Source organism: Lysobacter changpingensis, assembly GCF_017308985.1.
GTDB classification, from domain to species: domain Bacteria; phylum Pseudomonadota; class Gammaproteobacteria; order Xanthomonadales; family Xanthomonadaceae; genus Lysobacter_J; species Lysobacter_J changpingensis.
Map to the genome: position 1 here is coordinate 313904 of NZ_JADWPE010000001.1, position 24832 is coordinate 338735.

At 68.3% G+C, this 24832-nt stretch carries 17 protein-coding genes; 4 read left to right on the forward strand and 13 right to left on the reverse strand.

Annotation, left to right across the window (positions count from 1 at the left end; genetic code table 11):
* Positions 1-85 precede the first annotated feature (85 nt).
* The 5 genes from I4U41_RS01310 to smc all read right to left on the reverse strand — a co-directional run bounded on the left by I4U41_RS01310 (position 86) and on the right by smc (position 8873).
* Positions 86-808 carry a DUF3011 domain-containing protein gene (locus I4U41_RS01310; protein ID WP_206859013.1) on the reverse strand — a complete coding sequence of 241 codons (723 nt, stop codon included), beginning with the start codon at positions 806-808 and terminating at the stop codon, positions 86-88.
* An 86-nt stretch (positions 809-894) separates the two neighbouring features.
* Positions 895-1866, reverse strand: coding sequence for an EF-P lysine aminoacylase EpmA (gene epmA / locus I4U41_RS01315; RefSeq protein WP_242524939.1), 972 nt, complete (start codon positions 1864-1866; stop codon positions 895-897).
* 4 nt (positions 1867-1870) lie between these two features.
* The gene (gene ligA / locus I4U41_RS01320) at positions 1871-4222 is read right to left on the reverse strand and encodes an NAD-dependent DNA ligase LigA (protein ID WP_320415123.1); all 2352 of its coding nucleotides are present in this window, start codon (positions 4220-4222) and stop codon (positions 1871-1873) included.
* A 289-nt stretch (positions 4223-4511) separates the two neighbouring features.
* Positions 4512-5252, reverse strand: coding sequence for a cell division protein ZipA (zipA, locus tag I4U41_RS01325; RefSeq protein WP_206859015.1), 741 nt, complete (start codon positions 5250-5252; stop codon positions 4512-4514).
* A gap of 117 nt (positions 5253-5369) precedes the next feature.
* Positions 5370-8873 carry a chromosome segregation protein SMC gene (gene smc / locus I4U41_RS01330; protein WP_206859022.1) on the reverse strand — a complete coding sequence of 1168 codons (3504 nt, stop codon included), beginning with the start codon at positions 8871-8873 and terminating at the stop codon, positions 5370-5372.
* 253 nt (positions 8874-9126) lie between these two features.
* Between smc and I4U41_RS01335 the strand changes: the two genes are divergently transcribed.
* Positions 9127-10293 (forward strand): mechanosensitive ion channel family protein, encoded by a 1167-nt coding sequence (locus tag I4U41_RS01335; protein WP_206859025.1) that lies wholly within the window; start codon positions 9127-9129, stop codon positions 10291-10293.
* Between the two features lie 3 nt (positions 10294-10296).
* Here the strand turns inward: I4U41_RS01335 and I4U41_RS01340 are convergent, their stop codons facing one another.
* Positions 10297-11397, reverse strand: a complete 1101-nt coding sequence (locus I4U41_RS01340; protein ID WP_206859028.1) for an ABC transporter ATP-binding protein — start codon at positions 11395-11397, stop codon at positions 10297-10299.
* A gap of 142 nt (positions 11398-11539) precedes the next feature.
* Between I4U41_RS01340 and I4U41_RS01345 the strand changes: the two genes are divergently transcribed.
* The 3 genes from I4U41_RS01345 to pgl all read left to right on the forward strand — a co-directional run bounded on the left by I4U41_RS01345 (position 11540) and on the right by pgl (position 15118).
* Positions 11540-12925 carry a GH1 family beta-glucosidase gene (locus tag I4U41_RS01345; RefSeq protein WP_206859029.1) on the forward strand — a complete coding sequence of 462 codons (1386 nt, stop codon included), beginning with the start codon at positions 11540-11542 and terminating at the stop codon, positions 12923-12925.
* 413 nt (positions 12926-13338) lie between these two features.
* Positions 13339-14328, forward strand: a complete 990-nt coding sequence (gene glk, locus I4U41_RS01350; protein ID WP_206859031.1) for a glucokinase — start codon at positions 13339-13341, stop codon at positions 14326-14328.
* Positions 14329-14377: 49 nt separating this feature from the next.
* Complete coding sequence (gene pgl / locus I4U41_RS01355) at positions 14378-15118, forward strand: 6-phosphogluconolactonase (protein WP_206859033.1); 741 nt, start codon at positions 14378-14380, stop codon at positions 15116-15118.
* A gap of 103 nt (positions 15119-15221) precedes the next feature.
* Here the strand turns inward: pgl and I4U41_RS01360 are convergent, their stop codons facing one another.
* The 7 genes from I4U41_RS01360 to I4U41_RS01390 form a co-directional block, all read right to left on the reverse strand.
* Positions 15222-15626 carry a hypothetical protein gene (locus I4U41_RS01360; RefSeq protein ID WP_206859035.1) on the reverse strand — a complete coding sequence of 135 codons (405 nt, stop codon included), beginning with the start codon at positions 15624-15626 and terminating at the stop codon, positions 15222-15224.
* A gap of 79 nt (positions 15627-15705) precedes the next feature.
* Positions 15706-16668, reverse strand: a complete 963-nt coding sequence (locus tag I4U41_RS01365) for a GAF domain-containing protein (protein WP_242524940.1) — start codon at positions 16666-16668, stop codon at positions 15706-15708.
* Positions 16669-16891: 223 nt separating this feature from the next.
* The gene (locus I4U41_RS01370; protein ID WP_425492452.1) at positions 16892-20032 is read right to left on the reverse strand and encodes a discoidin domain-containing protein; all 3141 of its coding nucleotides are present in this window, start codon (positions 20030-20032) and stop codon (positions 16892-16894) included.
* 32 nt (positions 20033-20064) lie between these two features.
* Complete coding sequence (locus tag I4U41_RS01375) at positions 20065-20886, reverse strand: carbohydrate ABC transporter permease (RefSeq protein WP_206859039.1); 822 nt, start codon at positions 20884-20886, stop codon at positions 20065-20067.
* Positions 20886-21782, reverse strand: coding sequence for a carbohydrate ABC transporter permease (locus I4U41_RS01380; RefSeq protein WP_206859041.1), 897 nt, complete (start codon positions 21780-21782; stop codon positions 20886-20888). The genes I4U41_RS01375 and I4U41_RS01380 overlap by 1 nt, the downstream gene beginning before the upstream one ends.
* Complete coding sequence (locus I4U41_RS01385) at positions 21779-23053, reverse strand: sugar ABC transporter substrate-binding protein (protein ID WP_206859042.1); 1275 nt, start codon at positions 23051-23053, stop codon at positions 21779-21781. The genes I4U41_RS01380 and I4U41_RS01385 overlap by 4 nt, the downstream gene beginning before the upstream one ends.
* A gap of 107 nt (positions 23054-23160) precedes the next feature.
* Positions 23161-24798 (reverse strand): glucoamylase family protein, encoded by a 1638-nt coding sequence (locus I4U41_RS01390; RefSeq protein ID WP_206859045.1) that lies wholly within the window; start codon positions 24796-24798, stop codon positions 23161-23163.
* Positions 24799-24832 lie beyond the last annotated feature (34 nt).

The following is a 24832-nucleotide window of genomic DNA, read 5'->3' on the forward strand; positions in this document are numbered from 1 at the left end:
CCCCCTGCGTGCGATGAGAATTGGTCTCAGCGTAATGGGGAAGGCTTAACGGGCGCCGCACCGCAGCGGCCCCGCCCACGGCGGTTCAGCCGCCGGATTGCTGCTGCTTCTGGTGGATCTCGAACTCCGCCCGGCAGCCGTCCTCGACCCAGATGCCGTTGTCGTCCACGCCCCAGCTGCGGCCCTCGATGCAGGCCGCGCGCGAAAGCTGGCGGAACATCCGCACGCCGCCCTTGGTGTCGATCGGGCAATGGCGCGGGCGCTTGTCGACCGAATCGCAGCGCACGATCTCGCGCGGCGTTTCGCTGGCGACGTCGACCATCATGCGGAACTCGGCGCGGCAGCCGCCGGACACCCACACGCCACGCGTGTCGGCGCCCCAGTTCTGGCCGCGCATGCAGGGGTTCTTCGACAGCTGGCGGATCAGCTCGACGCCGGCGCGGGTTTCGGCCGGGCAGTGCGTCCAGCGGTTGCCCCTGGATTCGCAGCGGAACACGCGCGAGCCGTAGCCGCTGCCGACGCTTCCGCCATACCCGAGGACGAAGTCGGCGCGGCAGCCGTCCTTGACCCAGACGCCGGCGGCGCCGACGCCCCAGGTCTCGTTCTCGTCGCAGTCGGTGCGCGACAGCGTGCGCAGCAGGCGCACGCCGCCGCGGACGTCGGCCGGGCAGACGTTGTCCTCGCCGTCCTTGGACTCGCAGCGCAGGATGCGATCGCCGTAGAAACGCCCGCCTTCTTCCTGCGCCCACGCCTCGGGTACGACCACCGCCCATGCCGCAAGCAACGCCGAAACTGCCAAGCCGCGCATCACGCACCCCTGTCTTCCAACCGCCACTGTAAAGGGTCCATGCGTAAACGGGCATCAAGAGTCGGCGGGTGTGCGAATCCGGGACATCAGGCACGCGAAAAGTCGAAGGCCAGCACGTCGGCGATGCGACCGGTTCCCAGCATCGCCATCATCAGGCGGTCCATGCCGAGCGCGACGCCCGCGCAGGCAGGGAAGCCGGCGGCCAGCGCCTTTAGCAGGCGTTCGTCGCGCGGCGGTTCGATGTCGCCGCGTCCGCGCCGGACCTCCCGGTCGCGGTCGAACCGCGCCCCCTGCTCCGCCGCGTCGGCGAGTTCGTGGTAGCCGTTGGCCAGTTCCAGCGGGCCCAGGTAGAGCTCGAACCGCTCGGCGACCGGCGGCTCGCCCTCGCGGATCCGCGCCAGCGCGCATTGCGAGGCCGGGTAGTCGTACACGGCCAGCAGTTCGTCCGCTCCGAATGAGGGCTGCAGGCGGTGCGTCATCAACAGGTCGAGCCAGTCGTCGCGGGTCAGGCCCGCCGGATCGATGACGACCTCGCCGAGCGCGGCGCGCAGCGCGTCGTCGCTGGCGGTGGCCGGATCGATGCCAAGGCGTTCGCGATACAGATCGTGATACGCGATGCGCGACAGCGTCGCCGTGCGTCCGACCAGTGCGAGCGCCGCCTGCACCAGCGCGGCGGTTTCCTCGATCAGCCGCGTGTGATCCCAGCCCAGGCGGTACCACTCCAGCATCGTGAACTCGGGATTGTGGCGACCGCCCGCTTCGCCATCGCGGAACACGCGACCGAGTTCGTAGCAGTCGCCCAAGCCCGCCGCGAGCAGCCGCTTCAACGGATACTCCGGCGACGTGCGCAGCCAGCGCGTACGCGGCGCGCCGTCGGTCCGGCCACTGAATTCCAGGTGGAACGAGGCGATGTTCGGATCGGTGTTGCCGGCCATCGACATCACCGGCGTTTCCACCTCGACCACGTCGCGCTGCGCGAAGAATGCGCGCACGGTCGCGTTGAGCCGTGCGCGCAGGCGCAGGGCATCGAACGATGCCGACGGTTGCCAGTCGCCCATGCGGTCAGCCTCCATGCTGCGCGAGGAACGCGAGCAGCCGCGCTTCGTCCCAGATCTCGACGCCCAGTTCGGTCGCCTTGTCGAGTTTGGAACCCGCCGCTTCGCCGGCGACGACGAAGCTGGTCTTCTTCGACACGCTGCCGGCGACCTTCGCGCCGAGCGCTTCCAGCTTCGCCTTGGCCTCGTCGCGGCCCATCGCCTTCAGCGTGCCGGTGAGCACTGCGGTCTGGCCGTCGAGCGGACCCGTCGCTGCGGATTCGCCTGCCGGCGTCAGCGAATCGAGCAGCGCCAGCGATTCGCCCGCGCGACCGAGCAGCCGCGCGTGCTCCTCGTCTTCCAGCCAGTCGGCGAGCGATTGCGCCGTGTCGTTCGGCAGGCCGGCGGTGACGAAGTTGTGCTGCGGCGCATCCAGCAGCGCCTGCGTGTCCGGGAACGCGGTCGCGAGTTGCTCCGCGCGCACCTTCGTCACTTTCGGGATTTCCAGGTCGACCAGCAGCGTCGCGAAATCCAGGCCGTCGCGCAGCTTCGCGCTGGGCGCGTGGGTGTCGGTGATCGTCACGCCGCGCGCGAGCAGGTCGTCGATCACCTGCTGGTTGCCGGGCTGATCGAAGAAATGCCCGATCGCGCGCGCCACTTCGCCGCCGACGTCGGGCACGCGCTTGAACAGCGGCCACGGCAGGCGGCGGATCAGCGCGATGTCGCCGAACCAGTTCGCCAGCGCCTTCGCCGTGCTTTCGCCGACGTGCTGGATGCCGAGCGCGTACAGAAAGCGTTCCAGCGTGGTGTTGCGGCTATGGTCGATCGCGGCGATGAGGTTCTCGGCCCACTTCGTCGCGACCTTGCCGGACTTCACCGTCTCCGGCGTCGTCCCGTCGCGTTCGTCGACGCGCCGCTTCATTTCGAGCAGGTCGTCGAGTTCTAGTCGATAGAGATCGGCGACGGATTGCAGATAACCCAGGTCCGAAAGATCCTCGATGAAACGCTCGCCGAGGCCTTCGATGTCCATCGCGCGACGTGAAGCGAAGTGGCGGATCGCTTCCTTGCGCTGCGCCGCGCAGGTCAGCTCGCCCGAGCAGCGCCACACGGCTTCGCCTTCCTCGCGCACGATTTCCGAACCGCACACCGGGCACTGCGTCGGCATCTGCCATTGCGGTGCGTGCGGGTCACGGTACTCGGGCACGACGCGGACGATTTCGGGAATCACGTCGCCGGCGCGACGCACGATCACCGTGTCGCCGATGCGCACGTCCAGTCGCGCGATCTGGTCGGCGTTGTGCAGTGTCGCGTTGGTCACGACCACGCCCGCGACCTGCACCGGTTTCAGGCGCGCAACGGGAGTCGCCGCGCCGGTGCGGCCGATCTGGATGTCGATGCCTTCCAGCACCGTCGATTGTTCCTGCGCCGGGAACTTGTGCGCGATCGCCCAGCGCGGCGCGCGCGAGACGAAGCCCATTTCGCGCTGGCCTTCGTAGTCGTCGAGCTTGTAGACGACACCGTCGATGTCGAACGGCAGCGATTCGCGCTGCTTGCCGATACCGCTGTAGTACCCGAGCAGTCCTTCCGCGCCCGCGACCACGTCGTTGAGCGCACTGACCGGGAAACCCCAGTCGCGCAGCTTCGCCAGCGTCTGCGAATGCGTCGGCGGCAGTTCGCCGCCTTCGACGATGCCCACCGCGTAGGCGTAGAACGCGAGCGGTCGCTGCGCGGTCACGCGCGGATCGAGCTGCCGCAGCGAACCGGCGGCGCCGTTGCGCGGGTTCGCGAGCACCTTTCCGCCCTCCTTCACCGCACGTTCGTTGTAGGCCTTGAACGCGGCCAGCGGCATGTACACCTCGCCGCGCACTTCCAGCACCGCGGGCCAGTCGCTGCCGCGCATCTGCAGCGGGATCGCCTTGATCGTGCGCAGGTTCGCGGTGACGTCCTCGCCGGTGGCACCGTCGCCGCGCGTGGCGCCCTGCACGAAGCGGCCGTTCTCGTAACGCAGGCTGATGGCCAGGCCGTCGAGCTTGGGTTCGACCGAGAACTTCGGCGCGCGACGGCCGAGCTTTTCCTCGATGCGGCGCTCGAAGTCGGCGACTTCCTCGTCGGTGAAGGCGTTGCCGAGCGACAGCATCGGGATCGCGTGGCGCACCTCGGCGAAGGTGCCGGTCGGCGCGATGCCGACGCGCTGCGTGGGCGAATCGGGCGTGACGAGGTCGGGGTGTTCGGCCTCCAGCGCTTGCAGCTCGCGCAGGAGGCGGTCGAATTCGGCGTCCGGGATCGAGGGATCGTCGAGGACGTAGTAGCGGTAGTTGGCGTCGTCGATGCGCTGGCGCAGTTCGGCGATGCGGTCGGCGGGGGTGGAAGGCTTGGCCACGTGGCGGTCCTTGGGCCGTCGTCCGGCGGGAACGCGGATAGTTTGGCGGTGTGGAGGTGATGGCGGAAGCCTTCACCGTTGCTGTAGCGGTGAGTGCATCGACGGGCTCATTCCTCGACGCCGTCATCCCGGCGAAGGCCGGGATCCAGGCTGCACGACATCCGCACGTGCCTGAAGCTCATTCTTGCTTTCGGCATGCACGCATGAGTGCATCGCAAGCGCGAGCGGACTCGCATGTCCCGCCCCTCACCCCACCCCTCTCCCGCGGGGAGAGGGGCTCAAGGCGACATCACCACCGCGCCGGCTTCGTCAGCGGCGGCGCTTCGCGCTGGCGGTCGTAGGCGCGCAGTTCGTCGCGGATGTGCGCGATGCGCTGGCGGCCCAGCGCGTTGCGCTGTTCGTCCAGGACCACACCGTCGAGCAGTTCGGCCATGCGTTGCGCGGTGGGCAGCATGGTTTCCCACGCGTCCAGCGCGTTCACCGGCGCGGGCAGCGTGAGGAAGAAGGCGATGGCCGGGGTTTCCATCGACTGGATCGAGGCCATGTCGAAACTGCCCGGCTTCATGATGTTGGCGACGCTGAACACCGGGCCGCGCTCGGGGTGGTTCTCGACCAGGCGGTGGAACACGCCCATGTGACCGTACACCAGGCCGGCCTTCTCGGCGGCGACGACGATGTCCGGTCCGTGCAGCTTCTGCCCGGCGCGCGCGGCCAGGTAGAGAGTGACGATCTTGTCGAACTCCTCGGTGACGCGACGGCCCAGCTCGCTGTTGGCGCCGCCTTCCAGCGTGCGGTCGAACAGCTCCAGCTCGGCCTGCGCGGTCGACCCGGCTGCGCCCTGCGCGGCATCGCGTTCGATCTGCTCGCCCAACGTCGGTTCCTGGCGCGGCGCGCCGGCGCTCGACGCGGGTTCGCGCGGCACGCGCTTGCCCTGTCCCGGCTTGCGCGGACGGCCGAAGAACACGATCGCGGCGATCAGGATCAGGCCGGCGATCAGGATGCCGATCCGCAGCAGGGTCACGTCGGACATTGGTTTGCTCCTAGGAGGCCGTGATTCGTGATTCGTGATGTGTGATTCGGGAAAGAGCGCGGCGCCGGCGTTTGCACTTGCCAATCACGAATGCCGAATCACGAATCACGGATGTTGTCACGCAACGCCTGCCAGGCGCGAGGCTTCCGCCAGGTCCACCGACACCAGGCGGCTGACGCCCGGCTCGCGCATGGTCACGCCGGAGAGCTGGTGCGCGGCTTCCATCGTCGCCTTGTTGTGGGTGACGAAGAGGAACTGTACCGCCTCGCTCATCTCGCTGACCATCTGCGCGAGGCGGCCGACGTTGGCTTCGTCCAGCGGCGCGTCGACCTCGTCGAGCAGGCAGAACGGCGCGGGATTGAGGCGGAAGATCGCGAACACCAGCGCCACGGCGGTCATCGCCTTCTCGCCGCCGGACAGCAGCGAGATGTTCGACACGCGCTTGCCCGGCGGGCGCGCCATGATCGACACGCCGGTGTCGAGCAGGTCCTCGCCGGTGAGTTCCAGGTACGCGTGGCCGCCGCCGAACAGGCGCGGATACAGCTCCTGCACGCCGCTGTTGACCCGGTCGAAGGTGTCCTTGAAGCGGCCGCGGGTTTCGCGGTCGATCTTGCGGATCGCCTCTTCCAGCGTTTCCAGCGCGGTGGTGAGGTCGGTGTTCTGCGCGTCGAGGTATTCCTTGCGCTGCTCGGCCTCGGCGTGTTCGGCGATGGCGGCGAGGTTCACCGGCTCCAGGCGGCGCAGCTTGCCGTCCAGTTCGGACACCGTGCGCTCCCACACCTGCGGGTCCATGTCGTCGGTGAGCGTGTTGACCACGTCCTCCAGCACGAAGCCCGCTTCGGCCACCGCCGCCGCCAGCTGCTCGGCCTTGAGCACGAGCGCCTGCTGCTCCAGGCGGCGCTGGCCGATGGCCTCGCGCTGCTGGATCGCCTGGTCGTCGCGCTGGTGGCGGATCTGCTCGAAGCGGCGCAGGTCGTTGTCGATGCCATCGAGCATCGTGCGCGCGGCGGTGAGGTTCTGTTCGGTGAGCACGCGCTGTTCGAGCGCGACCTGGCGCTGCTCTTCCAGCGTCGACACCGGATCGTCGCCTTCGGCCAGCTGCAGCGAGAGTTCTTCCAGCCGCGTGTCGAGCTGGCCGCGCTGGCCGCCCATGCGCGACAGCGCCTGCTCCAGCGCGGCGATCTGCGTGCGCTGCGATTCCAGCGTGAGCGCCAGCGCATGCGCGGTATCGCGCGATTCGCGGGCGATGTTGCGGGCCTGATCGCGCGCCTCGCCGAGGTTGCGGCGCTCGCTTTCCAGCGCCTGGCGGGTGTCCTCGAGTTCGGTCATGCGCATGACCGCCTCTTCCTGGCGCATGCGCGCCTCGCGAGCCTGGTCCTGCGCCGATTCGAGGTTCTGCGCGAGCTGGGCCAGTTCCGCGTCGATCTTCTCGATGCGCGAACGCGCGTTGTCGAGGCGACCCTGCTGGCTCTGCAACTGGCCGGCGAGTTCGGACACGCTGCGATGCGCCATGTACAGCGTGCGCTGGGCGTCCTCGCGCTGCTGCTCGGCGGCGAGCGTGCGGTCGCGCAGCTGCACCAGCAGCGATTCGAGTTCCTTCTCGCGCGAGAGCAGCGTTTCGATCTCGCCGCGCAGCGTCTGGATTTCGCGTTCGCGCAGCAGCGCGCCCTGCTGGGCGGCGCCGGAACGCAGCACGCGCACCCAGCCGGCGCCGATGCGCTCGCCGGTGCGGGTGATGACGGATTCGCCTTCGCCCAGGCGCGGCAGCAGCGTGCGCGCTTCGGTCAGGTCTTCGGCGGCATGCAGGCGCGCGAGGATGCGGCGGATCGCGATCGGCCCGCGCACCTTCGAAGCGAGCGACGTCGGCGCGAACTGCGCGGAATCGTTCTGCGGATCGACCAGCGCGAGGCGGCCTTCGCCGAGTTCGCCGATGGCTTCCACCAGCGTCTCCGGCGATTCGACCAGCACGCCTTCGATCATCTGGCCGAGCGCGCTTTCCACCGCGTTTTCCCAGCCGGCGTCGACGTCGAGCGCTTCGCCCACGCGCGTGGCCGAATCGAGCCCGCGCGCCTTCAGCCAGCCCAGCGCGGCGCCCTGCTCCTGGCCAAGCGCGGCGTGCTGCAGGGTTTCCAGCGACGACAGCCGGCCGCGCGCGGCCTGCGCCTGCTTGCGCACTTCGGCCAGTTCGGACTGCGTGGCGCGCTGCTGCTCCTGCAGTTCGCCCAGCGCACCCTTGCGCGTCTCCAGCTCCTCGCTGAGGCTGTCGATGGAGAACTTCTGGGTTTCGTGCTTTTCCTGAAGCTCGGCGAACGAATCCGACAGCGCGGTCAGGTCGAGGCCGGCGCGTTCGCTGTTCAGCGCTTCGCGACGGCGATCGGCGTCCAGGACCTGGCGGTCGAGGTGTTCGATGCGGGTGCGTTCGACGTCCGCGGCACGCGAGGCCTCGGCCTGCGCGCGGCTGTGCGCGTCCCAGCGCTGCTGCCAGTCGGTGAGGGCGGCTTCGGCCTCGCGCAGGGTGTCCTGGCGCATGCCGTCCTCGTCGCGCAGCTGCGCCAGGCGCGGTTCGGCCTCGGCCACGGCGGCGCGCAGGACGTCGAGCTTGGACTGGTCGCTGCCGATGTGCTGGCCCAGTTCGGCCAGCGCGGCCATGGCCTCGTCGCGCGCCTTCTGCAGGCGGTTGGCCATTTCGCGCTGGTGCTGGATCTGCTGTTCGATGCGCGCCAGCGTGCCGCTGACTTCATAGCTGGCGGCCTGCGCCTTGTTGAGCGCCTCGGCGGCTTCCTCGCGCTTCACGCGGCCGGTTTCGATCTCGCGCTCGGCCTCGCGCTGTTCGGCGATGAGCTGCTGCAGGCGGGTTTCCTGCTGGGCGAGCTTCTCGCGCTGGCCCTGCAGCTTCTGGTCGAGCGCGCGGTGTTCCAGCGCCTTCCACTCGGCGTCCTTGACCTTCCGTTCGGCCTGGATCGCCTGGTACTGCTCGGCCTGTCGCGCCTGGCGCTTGAGGTGTTCGAGCTGCTTGCCGACTTCCTCGCGCAGGTCGTTCAGGCGGTCCAGGTTCTCGCGCGTGTGGCGGATGCGCGTTTCGGTTTCCTTGCGGCGTTCCTTGTACTTGGAGATGCCGGCAGCCTCTTCCAGGTAGACGCGCAGTTCCTCGGGCTTGGCCTCGATGACCTGCGAGATCATGCCCTGCTCGATGATCGAGTAGCTGCGCGGGCCCAGGCCGGTGCCGAGGAACAGGTCGGTGATGTCGCGACGGCGACACTTGGCGCCGTTGAGGTAGTACTGGTTGCTGCCGTCGCGGCTGACGGTGCGCTTGACCGAGATCTCGTTAAACGCCGCGTATTCGCCGGTGATGGTGTGGTCGGAGTTGTCGAAGATCAGCTCGACCATCGCCTGCGACACGGGCTTGCGGGCCGAGGAGCCGGCGAAGATGACGTCGGTCAGCGAATCGCCGCGCAGGCGGCTGGCCGAGCTTTCGCCCATGACCCAGCGCACGGCGTCGATGATGTTGGACTTGCCGCAGCCGTTCGGACCGACGATGCCGGTCATGTTGGTCGGCAAATGCAGCGTGGTCGGATCGACGAAGGATTTGAAACCGGACAGCTTGATCGTGGACAGACGCATGCGGCGATGGGTTCTCGGCTCGATGCGTGTCGCCTGACCGCGCGCGCATCCTAGTCTTGTGGATGACTTTTCGACGCTAACTGCTTGATCGGTATAGCGAAGGTTCGGCCTTTCAGCCGAAAGTCGAAAGAGTATAGCGAGGCTGGCCGGCCGCTGCGGGCCGGATCGTGCGGGAAGGCGACCGTGGGGCACGGATTCAGGCCGATCCGGCCGGTCGACGCGGCATTTACGGCCCCGCTGCGAGGCTGGGTCCATGGATCCGGGTTTCTGGCGACAGGCCGGCGCGATCGCGTGGCCCCTGACGATCGCGCTCGTGCTGGGCCTGCTGGTCCATCGCGCGCTGCTGGCCCTCTCCCGCCGGGCCGACGCCCACGCCGCCACGCGGACGCGGGCGCGGGTCGTGCAGGTCATCGCCACTCCGGCTGCGGTCGCTCTGCCGCTGTTCTTCCTGAGCGTGGCGATCCGCGCCACCCCGCTGCCGGAAGACTGGCTGGTGCGCATCCAACACTGGCTGGGCGTCGGCGGGCTGCTGTGCCTGACCTGGCTGGCGGTGCGCGCGATCGGCGCCGTCGAGCGGCGGATCCTGCGCCGGCATCCGGTGGAAGTCGCCGACAACCTCGATGCGCGGCGCATCCAGACCCAGACCCGCGTGCTCAGCCGGATCGCCCAGGGCGGCGCGATCCTCGCCGGCGTCTCGATCGCGCTGATGACCTTCCCCGCGATCCGCCAGTTCGGCACGACCCTGCTCGCCTCGGCGGGCATCATCGGCCTGGTCGCGGGCATCGCCGCCAAGCCGGTGTTCGGAAACCTGATCGCCGGCCTGCAGATCGCCATGACCCAGCCGATCCGCCTGGACGACGTGGTCATCGTGCAGGGCGAATGGGGCCGCATCGAGGAGATCGACAGCACCTACGTGGTCGTGCGCATCTGGGACGAGCGGCGCCTGGTGGTGCCGCTGCAATGGTTCATCGAGAACCCGTTCGAGAACTGGACGCGCACGACGGCGCAGCTGCTCGGCACCGCGTTCCTGTGGCTCGACTACCGCACGCCGATGGCCGAGGTGCGCAAGGCACTGCAGCACATCTGCGAGACCGACGAACGCTGGGACGGTCGCGTCTGCGTCGCGCAGATCACCGATTCGGACCGTTCGACCCTGCAGGTGCGATTGCTGGTGAGCGCGCGCAACTCCGGCGACCTGTTCGACCTGCGCTGCGCGGTGCGTGAACGCATGATCGAATTCCTCAACGCCTCGCATCCGTATGCGCTGCCGCGCGTGCGCGTGGCGCGGGCGATCCGCGCGGCGGGGGATTCGGAATCGCGGCAGGCAGGGCCGCGCGAAATCGGCGAGCAGACGACCTCCCCCGGTGCGGAAGACGTCAACGCGGCCGACGTCGCGCGCGCAGCCACGCAGCCCGAGTAAGGCCTACGCGCGCAGGCTGCGGCCGGTGTCCGGATCGAAGTAATGCATGTGCTCGGGGTTGTGGACCAGATGCACGGTGTCGCCGGCGTTCGGAAGGTTTCGCGGCGACAGGCGGACGACGAGTTCGCCGCCGCCGCAGGCAAGGTTCAAGAAGGCTTCGTTGCCGATGGGTTCGACGGTTTCCACACGTGCCTGCAGGTGTCCCGCGCCGGGTGCGGCGAGCGAGAGATCTTCCGGGCGCAGGCCGACGGTGAGCCGCTTGCCGGCAAAACCACGCAGGACGTCGCGCAGTCCGGCTTCCGGCTGCAGCGGAAGTTCGACGCCGTCGGCGAGGCGCAAGGCGAGATCGTCGCCGCGCTGCACGACCTCGCCCTCGAGCAGGTTCATCTTCGGGCTGCCCAGGAACGTCGCCACGAACAGGTTCGCCGGGCGGTTGTACAGCGCCATCGGCGTGTCGATCTGCTGGATGCGGCCCTTGTCGAGCACGACGATGCGCTGGCCGAGCGTCATCGCTTCGACCTGGTCGTGCGTGACGTAGATCATCGTCGTGCCGAGCTTGCGATGCAGGCGCGCGATCTCCACGCGCGTGGATGCGCGCAGCTTGGCGTCGAGGTTCGACAGCGGTTCGTCGAGCAGGAACACCTGCGGCTGGCGCACCAGCGCGCGGCCGAGCGCGACGCGCTGGCGCTGTCCGCCGGAAAGCGCGGCGGGCTTGCGATCCAGCAGCGATTCCAGTTCGAGCATCTGCGCCGATTCGCGCACGCGGCGGTTGATCTCGTCCTTCGACGCGCCGCGCAGCTTCAGGCCGAAGCCGAGGTTCTCGGCAACCGTCATGTGCGGATAGAGCGCGTAGCTCTGGAACACCATCGCGATGTCGCGATCCTTCGGCGCCACGTCGTTCACGACGCGATCGCCGATGCGCAATTCGCCGCTGGTGATGGTCTCGAGGCCGGCGATCATCCGCAGCAGCGTCGACTTGCCGCAGCCCGACGGCCCGACCAGGACGAGCAGTTCGCCGTCGCCGATCGCGAAGGTCGCATCGTCCACGCCCACGTAACCGTTGGGATAGACCTTGCGCAGACGATCCAGCGTGACCTTCGCCATTGAGTTCCTCGGGTGAGCCCCTGCGCCGTGCGGGACCGGGCCCGCATTTTTGTCCGGCCGGCGATGCAAATATCGCCGGCGTCCGCTATCCTGCCATGTAACCGTTTTCATGCCTATCCACCCCTCGCAGGCCACCGCACCGATGAGTCAGCCGTCCGAGCAGTTCGCATTCCCCAAGGGCTTTTTGTGGGGCGCCGCCACCGCCGCCCACCAGATCGAAGGCTCGCCGCTGGCCGATGGCGCCGGCCCGAGCATCTGGACGCGTTTCGCGCACACGCCGGGAATGATGCTCAACGGCGACACCGGCGATGTCGCGTGCGACCACTACAACCGCTGGCGCGACGACGTGAAGCTGATGCGCGAGCTGGGGCTGCAGGCGTATCGCTTCAGCGTGTCGTGGTCGCGCATCCTGCCCGAGGGCACGGGCCGCGTGAACCGCAAGGGCCTGGATTTCTATTCGCGGCTGGTCGACGAACTGCTGAACAACGGCATCGAGCCGCTGCTCACGCTGTACCACTGGGACCTGCCGGCGGCGCTCGACGATCGCGGCGGCTGGCTCAACCGCGACATCGCCGACTGGTTCGCCGAGTACGCAGGCGTGATGTACCGCGAACTCGACGGCCGCGTGAAGAAGTGGGTGACGCTGAACGAGCCGTGGGTCGTCACCGACGGCGGCTACCTGCACGGCGCGCTGGCGCCGGGCCATCGCAGCAAGTACGAAGCGCCGATCGCCTCGCACAACCTGATGCGCGCGCATGGCGCCGCGGTGAAGGCGTATCGCGAACTGGGCAAGCACGAGATCGGCCTGGTGGTGAACATCGAGCCGAAGTACCCGGCCACCGGATCCGCCGAGGACGCCGCCGCCGTGCGCCGCGCGCATGCATACATGAACGAGCAGTACCTGCACCCCGCCCTGCTCGGCCACTACCCGCCGGAGCTGAAGGAGATCTTCGGCGACGCGTGGCCGGAATGGGCGCCGGAAGACTACGAGCTGATCAAGCAGAAGCTCGACTTCGTCGGCATCAACTACTACACGCGCAGCGTCACCAGGGCCGCCGAGAGCTACCCGCTCAACACCGGCGTAGTGAAGCAGCCGCTGGGCACCTACACCGAAACCGGCTGGGAGGTCTTCCCGCAGGGCCTGACCGACCTGCTGGTGTGGTTCAAGCAGACCTACGGCGACCTGCCGGTGTACATCACCGAGAACGGCGCGGCGTTCTTCGATCCGCCGGCCGCGATGGTGGACGACGAGGGCAACCGCCGCATCAAGGATCCGCTGCGCACGGACTACCTGCGCAAGCACCTGCGCGCGATTCACGACGCGATCGACGCGGGCGTCGACGTGCGCGGCTACATGCTGTGGTCGCTGCTCGACAACCTGGAATGGTCGCTGGGTTATTCGAAGCGTTTCGGCATGGTGCACGTGAACTACGTGACGCAGGAACGCACGCCGAAGGACAGCGCGCACTGGTATTCGAAGGTGATCGCCAGCCACGGCCGCTCGCTGGCCGAGCCGCTGCCCTACTGAGGCGCGGACGTTCCAGGCTGACGTTCCAGCTGGCGTTTTTCGCGGCCGGGATCCGCTGCATCCTCCCTCCCATTGGCAGCGGGTCCCGCCGTTCTGTTTTGCTCCGCCGGCGATGACGTTCCCCTCTCCCCACGGGAGAAGGTGCCCGAAGGCTGGATGAGGGGGCACGGAGCGTGAACGCTTCAACTCGCAGCGCATCGCCGCACCGGCTGTTCGGCGTCGCGCCTTCGGTGTCCCTCACCCCATCCCCTCTCCCGGGGGAGAGGGGTTCAACTCCCAGGAATCAACGTCACAACCGCTGATTTCGTATTCAGCCCACGCAACACCGCCCACGCGGCCCCACACCGCAGACAGCCGCGCCCCGGTCCATTACGCTGCGGACCCATCTGCGCAACGCACGCCGTGGTGATCCCTTGAGCGAGACCTCCCAGCCCGACACCCACGCCCTGCTCGCCGACATCGGCGGCACCAACGCGCGCTTCGCGCTCGCGCGTCACGATTCGGCCGAGCCGTTGCTGATGGAAAGCGTGCGCGAATTCGCCGTGGCCGATTTCCCCTCGCTCGCCGACGCCGCGCGCCATTACCTCGACACCACCGGCGCGATCGCGACCACCGGCGTGTTCGCCGTGGCCGGTCGCGTGGACGGCGACGAGGCGCGCATCACCAACCATCCCTGGGTGATTTCCGCCGCGCGCACCGGCGAATCGCTGGGCCTGCGCTCGCTGCGGCTGGTGAACGATTTCGCCGCGCAGGCGATGGGCGCTTCCCTGCTGCGACCGCAGGACGTGGTGCCGGTGGGCGGCATCGGCTGGAACGGCCACGACGCGCTCGACCGCACCTTCGCGATCATCGGCGCCGGCACGGGCCTGGGCGTGGGCGGGCTGCTGCGTCGCGGCGGTCGTTATTTCCCGCTGCAGACCGAAGGCGGCCACGTCAGCTTCGCCCCGAATTCGCCGGAGGAAATCGAGATCCTCCAGCAGATGTCCGCCGAGTTCGGCCGCGTGTCGAACGAACGGCTGGTCAGCGGCCAGGGCCTGGTGAACCTGCATCGCGCGCTGAGCAACATCGCCGGCGAGGACCCCGGCCCGCTGAAGCCGGCCGACATCACCGCGCGCGCGAAAGACGGCGACGAGCGCAGCCTGCGCACGATCGACGTGTTCTGCGCGGTGTTCGGCGCGGCGGCGGGCGATCTGGTCCTGACCCTGGGCGCATGGGACGGCGTGTTCCTCACCGGTGGGCTGGTGCCGAAGATGCTGCCGTCGATCGCCCATTCCGCCTTCCGCCAGCGCTTCGAGTACAAGGGCCGGTTCTCCCCGGTGATGGCGCGCATTCCGACGCTGGCGGTGGTGCATCCGCAGCCGGGCCTGCTCGGCGCCGCCGCGCTGGCGCAGGACGTCGCCTAGCCCGCCGCCCCGAACAAGGTCTTCAAGCGGGCTGTGCGAGGATCGGCCCATGGCCGACCGCACGCCCCTGCCGACGACCGGCGCCGCCGCGCCGTACGCGTTCCACGCGCACGCCAACGGCGAGGTCTGGACCTGGGCGGCGGCGGTGTCCATCGCCGCGGAACTGCGCCGTGAACTGATCCAGCACCCACGCGCGCGTCTGCTGTTGTCGGGCGGCGGCACGCCGGGGCCGGTGTACCGGGCGCTGTCGCAGGCGCCGCTGGACTGGGATCGCGTGGACGTCGGCCTCGTCGACGAACGCTGGCTCCTGCCGGACGATCCCGACAGCAACGCGTGGCTGGTGCATCGCGAATTCCTGCGCGACCACGCCGCCACCGCGCGCTTCGAACCGATGACGCAACCCGGCCGCAACATCGAGGGCGCGGTGGCGACGGCGAACGCCCACGCGCGCCGTCAGGCCGCCGTCGCCGTGTTCGGCATGGGCGAGGACGGCCACACGGCGTCGCTGTTCCCCGGCATGGACGGACTCGACCGCATCCTCGCCAGCCCGCGCGACTACGTCGCCATCGACGCGAAGGGGTGTCCGGGTGCGCGGCAATGGCCACGCCGCATCAGCCTCACCCCGAACGGGATCGCGCGCATTCCGCACCGCCTGCTGCTGATCCAGGGCGAACGCAAGCGCGCGGTGTTCGAACAGGCGCTCGCCTCGGGCGATCCGCACCGATGGCCGGTGCTGGTGCTGCTCGAAAGTCGCCACGCGACGGCGCTGGATGTGCACTGGTGCGTTTGAGGCGACATCTGGGAGAGTCGCTCGACCCGCGCCTTGCAGCAGCAACTGACGGCCCGCTTCAAGAGCACGTGCACGGGGACGAAGAAAAGACGAGCGGGCTGAATCAACGCTGCGCCTCTACCGTGCTCCCGCGATCCACCACTCGTTCGTCCTCGCACGCGCGCGCCTCGCGCAGCAACCGGTTGGCGACCAGAAGGTTCTTCAACGGCAGCACGAGGCCGGATTCGAACGGGCTGAGGATCACCGTCGTCACCAGCACCGGCACCAACCCGACGGTGCGCGCGCGGGGATCGAGTGCGCGGCACAGCCGATGCGCACGCACGGTGTACACCAGCACCGGTGGCACGGTCACGAGCGTCAGCAACACCGTCGCCTTCAATCCGTCCTGGCGCCACTGCATCGCCGTCGCCGTGCACATGGTCGCGAACCACACCACGTGCAGCACGTAGGTGCGGACCAATCCCATGCGGGTGCGGGCGAGCTGGAGCAGAAGTGCGTCGCGATCCATGCGGGCGTCGTGTCCTGGGGCAACGCGCTACTGTAGCCCGGGGAATCGCCCCGGGGCCTGGTCGCGCTCCCGGGTGCGCTTACCCGGGCGACAGGAGCGCCTCCCCTGTTTGGGCCTCGTCCTTCTGCCGGCTCAGATCCGCATCGGCGCGCTGGAACACCGCGTTCAATCCCTCGTCGCCATGCTCGGAAACGGCGCCGCCGACCAGCACCGAGAGACCGGTGCGCGCCGGCTCTTCCTTCGCGATGGCGCGCAACGCGTCCAGGCGCGCCTCACCGTCGTCGCCCATCAGCACCGCGACGAACTCCGCGCTCGCGCTCACGCGGTTGATGCGATCGCCGGCTTCGGGAGCCAAACAGGCCTCGAAACGCGCCTCCATGGCGAGCAACGCCTTCTCCACCGCGCGCTCGCCGTCGCGTTCCACCACCGCCGCGTAACGCTGCACCTCGAGGAGGGCGATGCGGTAATTCTCCTTCGGCCCGGGTTCCGGTTCGGGCGCGCGCCGCGTGCCGAGCGCGACCTCCACCTCGTCCTGGTAGCGACGCGCGTGTGCGTCGAGCAGCCCCATGGCGATGCGGCCCAACGACTGCAGCCAGTCGCGCTGCTCCGGATCGAGCATGCGCGGCTTGCGGTCGACGACGCACAGCGTGCCGATCGCCTGCCCGTCCGAGGTGGTGATCGGCATGCTCGCGTAGAAGCGGGCGCGCACTTCCCCGATCACGATCGGGAGCGACGCGAAGCGCGGATCGCGCGCGAGGTCGGGCACTTCCATCAACTCGCCCGGCTCCAGGATCGCGTGCGCGCAGACGGCGACGTTGCGAGGGGTTTCGTGCTCGGCCAGGCCCAGGCGCGCCTTGAACCATTGACGGTCGCGATCGATCAGCGACAGCAGCGCGATCGGCGTGCCGCACAGGTGCGCGGCGATGCGGACCAGATCGTCGTAGACCGATTCGTTCGGCGTATCGACGACGTGGTAGCGATCCAGCGCGTGCTGCCGCGCGCTTTCGCTGGCAGGGATGACGCGATGCGGTGTCTGGGCCAAGGCGCGCATTCTTGCTGCGGAGGTTTCAACGTTGCCGCACACGCGGTCCAGAGCACGTCAACGGCGCCCTTGTACCGGGGTGAACGGAGCGCAACCGGGTCGCCTGGGGAGCTCAAAGCCACGCCACGCTTCAACAATGCAACGCGCTGCGGCGCGCTTGGCGCAACCGGGACTGAATTGCCCGGCGGCGCGGTGCGCTCCGCTTACGCGCGCTACAAAGGCCTCAGCGCAAGGCCATCCGCACTTTCGCGCCGGCGCGGCCGATGCGCAGTTCGCCGTCGCGCCACTCGGCGTTGCGACCGTCGATCGTCGTTTCGCCGGGCGTTGTCTTGTAGGGCCACGTGAACACGATGCCACCGGGCGGAAGCTTCGAATCCGTCGCGATATCGAGCAGCAGCGCACCGTCCGATTCACGAAGCTGGTACCCCATCGGACCGTACTGCGTGCGCAGGTTCGCCACACGGACGCCCTCGCCCGCCAGCCAGTCCGACGGAACGCCCGCGGCGATCACCAGCGCGTCGTCCAGATCGCGCGAATACGCGAACAGGTCCAGCGCGGAACGCACGTAATCCGAACCGACCCACGCATGCGGCAGGTCGCCCACGAAGAACGGCTTGCGCGGCGTGCGCGAAACGACTTCCGCCCACTGGTTCCAGGCGCGTGGCTGCTGGTCGGCGAAGAAGAACGCGAGCGCCTCGTGCGCGCGATCGCGCCAGCCCAGGCGCACGAACGTGCCGATGGTGCGCAGTTCGTACGGCGTGTAGTCCTTCCATTCGCGCGTGCCGTCGCGACGCGCGACGAACTCGCGCCAGTAACGCTCGAAGGTGTTGTTCAACAGGTCCTGCGGCAGACGGCCCTGTTCGCCGCCCGGCGCGAGTGCGATCGTCGTGGACGTCGCATCGAAATCGCCCAGCTCCGCCGCGCCCGGCAGGAAGTCGATGCCGTGCTGCTGCGTGGCGCTTCGCAGCGATGCGTAGAGATCGTCACGGAACTGGTCGCGTGAGGCGGCGAAGCGCTTCGCTTCCGCGTCCTTCCCGAGCCACTGCGCGACTTCCACCGCGTCCTTGTAGCCGCGCAGCGCCCAGAAGTTGTCCCAGTACGAATGCATCGGCTTGGCCGAATAGCCTTCGTGACTGATCGACGCCGGCATCATCCCGTAGAACGCCGGGTTGCGCGCGCGATTGGCTTCGCTGCGCTCGCTCAGCCGCAGCTTTTCCATGTAGTCGAACGCGCCGACGACATGCGGCCACATCGTCTCCAGCATCGTGCGATCGCGATTGAACCGGTACACCTCGGCGATGGTGAAGATCAGCTCGCCGTGGCTGTCGTTCTCCGGCACCGGATCGCTGCCGCGATCGTCCACGCAGCACGGCACCTTGCCGTTGTCGAACTGGTATGGCGCGTACCAGCGCAGGAACTCCTCGGCGACATCCCCGCGCCCCATGCGCAGCAGGCCTTCGCCGATCATCGCTCCGTCGCGGATCCACGCGCGCGAGTAGGACCGCGTGCCCGGCTGCAGACGCGGTCCGATGCGGCTGATCAGCATGTGCGCGAGCGCCGTGCGCAGCGTGTCGACGACGTGCTGACCCTGTTCGGGCACGTCGAGCTGCACGCGATCGAGTTTGCCGCGCCACAGCGCGGCCGTGGCGTCCTGCGCTTTCGCGGCATCGATGGGCTTCGGTGATGCGGCGTCGCGGCCGGTCAGACGTACGCTCCAGTCGAACTCGCGCGACTGGCCAGGCGCGAGTTCGACCGAATACAGCAGCGCGCCCGAGGCGAGCCCGGTTTCGTCGTCGACGTTGTTCCCAATGGCGCCAAGCGCGGCGGGCACATCCCGCGACGCCCAGTCCGCGCGCGCGAGCCGCTGCACCACTTCGCCTTCGTCGAAGCGCGTGGCGAATGCGGCGTCGGATCGGCTGGCGCGCACCGTGTGGCGTCCTCCGACGGCGATCGTGCCCGCGTCCGCGCGGATCGAACGGATCTCGCTGACGCCGCCGGTGGTGCTGAGGAACTGCGTCGGCGGATTCACCTGCAACGGGCGTGCGGCCAGCGCAAAGACATAGCGGCGCGGTCGGTCGCTCGTATTGCGCAGGACGTAGCGTGCAGTGAGGTGCGAATCGTCGCGCGTGCCGTGCGCGAACGCGGTCGTGTCGAGCGCGAAATCCGCATGCTGCCAATGCACCGACGGAATCGGCAGGTAGCCGTCCTGCAGCGACTGCGTGGTCTTCACGTCGGCCCACGACGCCAGCTTGCCGTCGCTCACCACGAACGGTTCGATGCTGAAGGCGCCCTTGTCCACTTCGATCGCGCCGTCCTCGCCGATCAAACCCTGCTCCATGCCGCCGTCGAGGCCGAGGATCGTCCAGTACGGTTGTTCGCCGCTGAAGCCGCGCGGCCAGGTGCCGCGCGGCGCGTCCTTCGCGACGGAGCGGACGAAATCGTTCGGCGTCGCGGCAAATGCGAGCGGCATCACCTGCAGATTCGCCAGCGCGATGCGCCCGGCCGGCGCCTTCAGCGGCGTCAGCCGGATGAAGCGCGCCTCGGACTCGGGCAGCGCGATGTAATCGCGGCCACCGTCGCTTCCGGCGACTTCGCGGGCGTTGCGCCACTGCGTGCCGTCGTCGGACAGCTCGGTGCGGTAGTCGCTCGCGTGTTCGCCCGCCGACCAGTCGAGCACGAGGCCGCCGAACTCGCGCGGCCTGCGCAGGTCGAGGGTGAACCGCGGCGGCTTCGCGGCGTCGAGATCGGCACGCCATGCAGTGCCCGCAGCGTCATCGATCGCGGCGCGCGCCGGGCCGTTGCGGCTTTCGGCGGTCGCGCTCGCGGTGCCGGTGAGCGGCGCGTTGTCCTGCGGCGCCAGCTTGCGGAACGCCAGCGCATCGAAACACACCGAGCCCTTTCCACCGACGCTGTTGTAGATCGTGAACTCGATCTTGCGGCTGTGACGCAGCGTCGGATCCGGCGCGGGGCCCCACGCGCGGCTGATGTGGCGCCGCTTGTAGACCACGGGCGTCCAGTCCTTCGGGAAATCGTAGCGCGGCTTGTTGACCCACCACACGTTGTCGCCGCTGTCGTCGACGACCTTGAACTGCAGGTCGTTTCCTGGCGAATCGCCGCGCAGCTGGAAGGAGAACGCGTAGTTCTCCGGATAGTCGACAGGGAGTTCGCGCTGCAGCCCGGCGTAACCGGACACGCCGTTGAAGTCGTAGTCCAGGCACACGGCGTTGCCATCCACACCCTGCACCGTGCGCAGTTTCCCGAGCACCTGGTCGGACGTGACCACCTGCCACGGCGTGGTCGATTCGAAGTCGTCCAGTACGCGGATCTCGCCGACGCCCTGCGCCCACGCCATCACCGGAACCAACGCAACCGCCCACCCGAAACGCTTTGCCTTCCTCACCCTTTCACGCTCCCGACCAGCAGGCCCTGCAGGTAATACCGCTGCAGCGCCAGGAACAGGACCAGCACCGGCAACACCGTCACCACCGATCCGGCCATCATCATCTCGTTGTCCTGCACGTGCTCGCGCGACAGCGACGCCAGCGCGACCGGCAGCGTGAAGTGCCCCGAATCGCTGAGCACGATCAGCGGCCACATGAAGTCGTTCCACGCGCCAAGGAACACGAAGATCGCCAGCGTGACGAGGATCGGCTTGAGCACCGGCAGCACGATCTGGAAGAAGATGCGCATCTCGCTCGCGCCGTCGATACGCGCCGCTTCCAGCAGTTCGTCAGGAATCGAGCGCGCGTACTGGCGCACGAGGAAGATGCCGAACACGCTCGCCATCAGCGGCACCACCGCGCCGGCATAGGTGTTCACCAGCCCCATCTGCTTGAGCATCAGGAACAGCGGCATCATCGTCACCTGCGCCGGAATCACCAGCGCGCCCAGCAGCAGGCGGAACACGCGCTCGCGTCCGGCGAACTTCAGCTTGGCGAACGCATAGCCGGCCATCGTGTTGAGCAGCAGCGCGATGAGCGTGGCGGCGGTGGCGATCATCGCGCTGTTGAGCAGATAACGCCCCATGCCGGCACGCGCGAACAGCTCGTGGTAGTTGTGCAGCGTCGGCGCGTCGGGCAGCAGCGGCGGCGGGAAATGGCTCGCCTCGCCCGGCTGCATGAACGACACCGACAGCATCCACAGCAGCGGCGCGAGGCTGATCGCCGCGAGCGCGATCAGCAGACCGTTGACGATGGCCTTGGCCAGACGCGGATTCATCACTCCGCTCCTTTACGTCGGGCGAACCACAGCAGGCCGCTGGTGGCGACGGTCATCAGCGCGAACAGCAGGAACGCGACAGCCGATGCGTTGCCGAGGTTCCACCATTTGAAGCCTTCGTCGTACATCAGATACAGCACGCTCACCGTGCTCTGCAACGGACCGCCCTGCGTGATCACGTACGGCTCGGCGAACAGCTGGAAATAGCCCGAGAGCGTGAGGATGCCGACCATCAGCAGCACCGGCCCCAGCTGCGGCAGCGTGACGTTCCAGAACTGCTGCGCGGGCGTGGCGCCGTCGATCCGCGCGGCTTCGTAGAGGTCTTCCGGAATCGACTGCAAGCCGGCGAGGAAGATGATCATGTTGTAGCCGAAGTTCTTCCACACGGCGAACAGGATGATCGTCGGCATGGCCCAGGCCGGATCGCCGAGCCAGTCGATGGAAGGAAGGCCGATCGAGGTCAGGCCCCAGTTCACCAGGCCGTAGCGCGTGTGGAAGAGATAGCGCCAGATCACCGCGACGGCGACCACCGTCGTCACCACCGGCGCGAAGTACGCGGTGCGGAACAACGGCTTGAACCGCGCGGTCCTGGAATGCAGCAGCAGCGCCGCGCCGAGCGAGACGGCGATCGACAGCGGCACGCCCACCACCACGAAGTACATCGTGTTGCCCAGCGCGTTCCAGAACAGCGGGTCCTGCAGCAGCGTCCAGTAGTTGTGCAGGCCGACGAAGCGCAGGTTCGACATGTCCGCCAGCGCGTAGATGTCGAAGTCGGTGAGGCTCAGCGCGAACGCGGCCAGCACCGGCAGGCCGAAGAACACGCCGATCACCGTGAGCGCCGGCGCGGCGAACATCCAGCCGGCGGTCGAGGCGCCGACGCGTGGCGTGGCGTTCATCGCGCACCTCCGGCGGCGGCGTGCTGGTCCATCATCCAGCGGCGTTTTTCGAGGATCGCGTCGGCGCGGCGGTCGAGTTCCGCCGCCGCTTCATCGACGGTGTAGCGGCCGGCGACCATCTGCTCGCCGACGATGCGCAGCTCCTGTGCGATGCGTTCCCACTCCGGCACCTTCGGCGCGGGCCTGGCGCGCTCCAGCTGTTCGCGGAACGGCAGCGTGTACGGATCGGTCGCCAGCGCCTGGCTGCCCGCCCACGCGCTGCGGCGCGGCGGCAGGTTGCCGGTGAGCGCGTGGAAGCGCACCTGCACCTGCGGATCGGACAGGTACGCGACGAGCTTCCACGCCGCGTCCTTGTTCTTCGCCTGTTCGAACACGACGAAGCTGGCGCCACCGGCGACCGACGCGCCGGGACCGTCGGGACCGGGCAGCGGCATCGTGCCCCACTTGCCTTCCAGTTCCGGCGGCAGGCGCTTGCGGAACTCGGCGATGTTCCAGGGGCCGTTGACGTAGAAGGTGAAGAAGCCGCGGCCGAATTCGTTCCAGACGTTGGCGATCTGCGTGTTCGCGAAGGCCGGCGCCCACTTGCGCTGGAAGATGTCGTTGTAGAACGCGAGCGTGCGCTTGAAGCCCGGGCTGCGGAAATTACCGTAGCGGCCGTCGTCGCGCAGCAGCGGATCGGGCTGCTGGATGGCGAGGTTGAGCAGCGGTTCGTACTCGTTGAGCGGCAGGTGGATGGCGAAACGGTCCGGACCGACGTGGCGCTTCACCGCGGCCATCGCGTCGTTCCACTCCTGCCACGTGCGCGGCACCTGCTTCACGCCCGCGTCTTCGAGGATGTCCTTGCGATAGAACGGCAGGCGCGTTTCGACGTACCACGGCACGGCGTAGACGTGGCCGTCGATGACGCCGGTGTCCCACGAACCCTGGAAGTAATCGTTCGCCGGCATCGACGGCGTGCGCGCGAGGAACGGCTCCAGCGGCGCGACCGCGCGCAGTTCGACGAACTCCGCCAGCCACGTGTTGCCCAGGCCGCACACGTCCGGCAGGCCGTCGCCGGCGAAGGCGGTCAGCAGTTTCTCGTGCGCGGCGGTGACCGGCAGCTGCTGCACTTCGACGCGGATGTCGGGGTTGGCGCGTTCGAAATCGGGGATGAGCTGGCGGACCATCTCGCCCTCGAAGCCCATGGCCCAGAAGCGGACGACGGTGCGGGTGTCGCGGTCGGTGGAGCAGGAAGTGAGTAGCGCGACGAGGCAGAGCAACAGCAGTGCCATGTATGTGCGGATGCCCTTCCTCGCCGCTTGGCGGCTTCGTCCCTCTCCGCAACCCTCCCCCCTGAACAGGGGACGGTTGACGTGCGCAGCGTATGCGCGCGGCCTCATCACTTGTTCTTCTGATCCTGTGCCGGTGCCGGCTGCGGCGTCTGCGAGGCGCGGTTCACGCGCGACTCCGCCTCGCCCAGCGCGCGCGCCGTCGCCGCGTCCTTCTCCGCCTTCGTCTGCGGCCTGGGCTGCGTCGGCGCGGCCTCGCCTTCCTTCACCGGCTCGAGCCAGCCGCCCTTGAAGCCCGCCTTCTGCAGGCCGTCGCGGATGTACTTGTTCCGCTTCATGACGTTCCAGACGAAGTCGTTCCGGTAGTTGGCGATCATCGTCAGGATCGGTCCCTGGTCGATGCCGATGTAGTCGCTCGCGACCCAGCCCTCGCCCGGCACTAGGCGGCCGGTCTTCAGCGGAATGTCGAAGTCGAAGCTCGGGTTGAACGAATCCAGGAAGCCGTAGCTGGAATACAGGAATTCGCCGTAGCGTTCATGCATCGCGACGGTGGTCGGGATGACGATTTCAGGCGCGAACGGCAGCGACGCGATCGCCGCCGTCGGCGCGATGGTGCCGTCATCGAACGTGTCGCGCAGGCCGGCGCCGCGCGCGGAGTAGTGGCGGAACTGGCGCTGTTCGCCGCGGAATTCCTGCAGCGTCTGCTGCGGGCCGTCGCTCGCGGTGAGGCCCCACACCTCCGGGCCGTACTCCTTCCACTTCATCGGATTGGCGATCGCGTACGCACGGTGCGCGTACGCGGCGCGGCGACTGTTCTCGAAGTAGTCGATGCCGCGCTCGCGCATGTAGTCGTCCTGGATGCCGCGGAAGTCGATCCAGACGTGGCTGTACTGATGCCCGAACAGCGGGCCGAACGACAGGTATTCCTCGCCCTGGTAGACACCCCAGGAATCGTTGTACGTGCGCGTCCAGACCTGCCAGGACTCCGGTTCGATCGGATGCGTCGGCGAGGCCAGCGCGAGGATGTACAACATCATCGCTTCGTTGTAGCCGGTCCAGTCGTGCTGGATGAAGCCGCTCTCGGGGAACCAGCCCATAGAGACCAGCGGCGCGTTGCGCTGCAGCCACGGCCAGTCGACGCGCTTGTACAGCGTGTCGGCGAGCTCGCGGATTTCCTTCTCGCGCGGATCGTCGCGGTCGTAATAACTCTGTGCGAACAGCACGCCCATCATCAGAAGCGCGGTGTCCACGCTCGACAGTTCGACCCAGCTCTGGAAGCGCGCGCCGGTGTCCATGTCGAGGAAGTGGTAGTAGAAGCCGTTGTAGGCGCCCTTCCCTTCGGCCTGCGGGCCGGACGGAATGTCGCGGAAGAACCTGAGCGTGGTGAGCGTGCGATCCACCGCCTGCCGGCGGCTGACCCAGCCGTTCTCGATGCCGATCGGATAGGCCGTCAGCGCGAAACCGACGGACGCGATCGACGCGAACGGACGCGACGGATAGCGGTCCGGCGTGAGCCCGTTCACTTCGTTGGTGGTGTCCCAGAAGAACTGGAACGTGCGCTTCTCGATGTCGCGGAACACCGGCGGAAGCTCCAGCTTGGTCTGCTTGAGCGGCTCCACCTGCACCGGCGGCGCCGAGGCGATCGGGTACGTCGTGGACGCAGGCCCTTCCTGTCGGCACCCCGAGATGAACACGAGCACCGCCACCAGCGATGCAGTCCCCACACTGCGTCGTATCGAATCGAACATCACCACGCCATCTGTCGAATGAATGTGTTTGCGG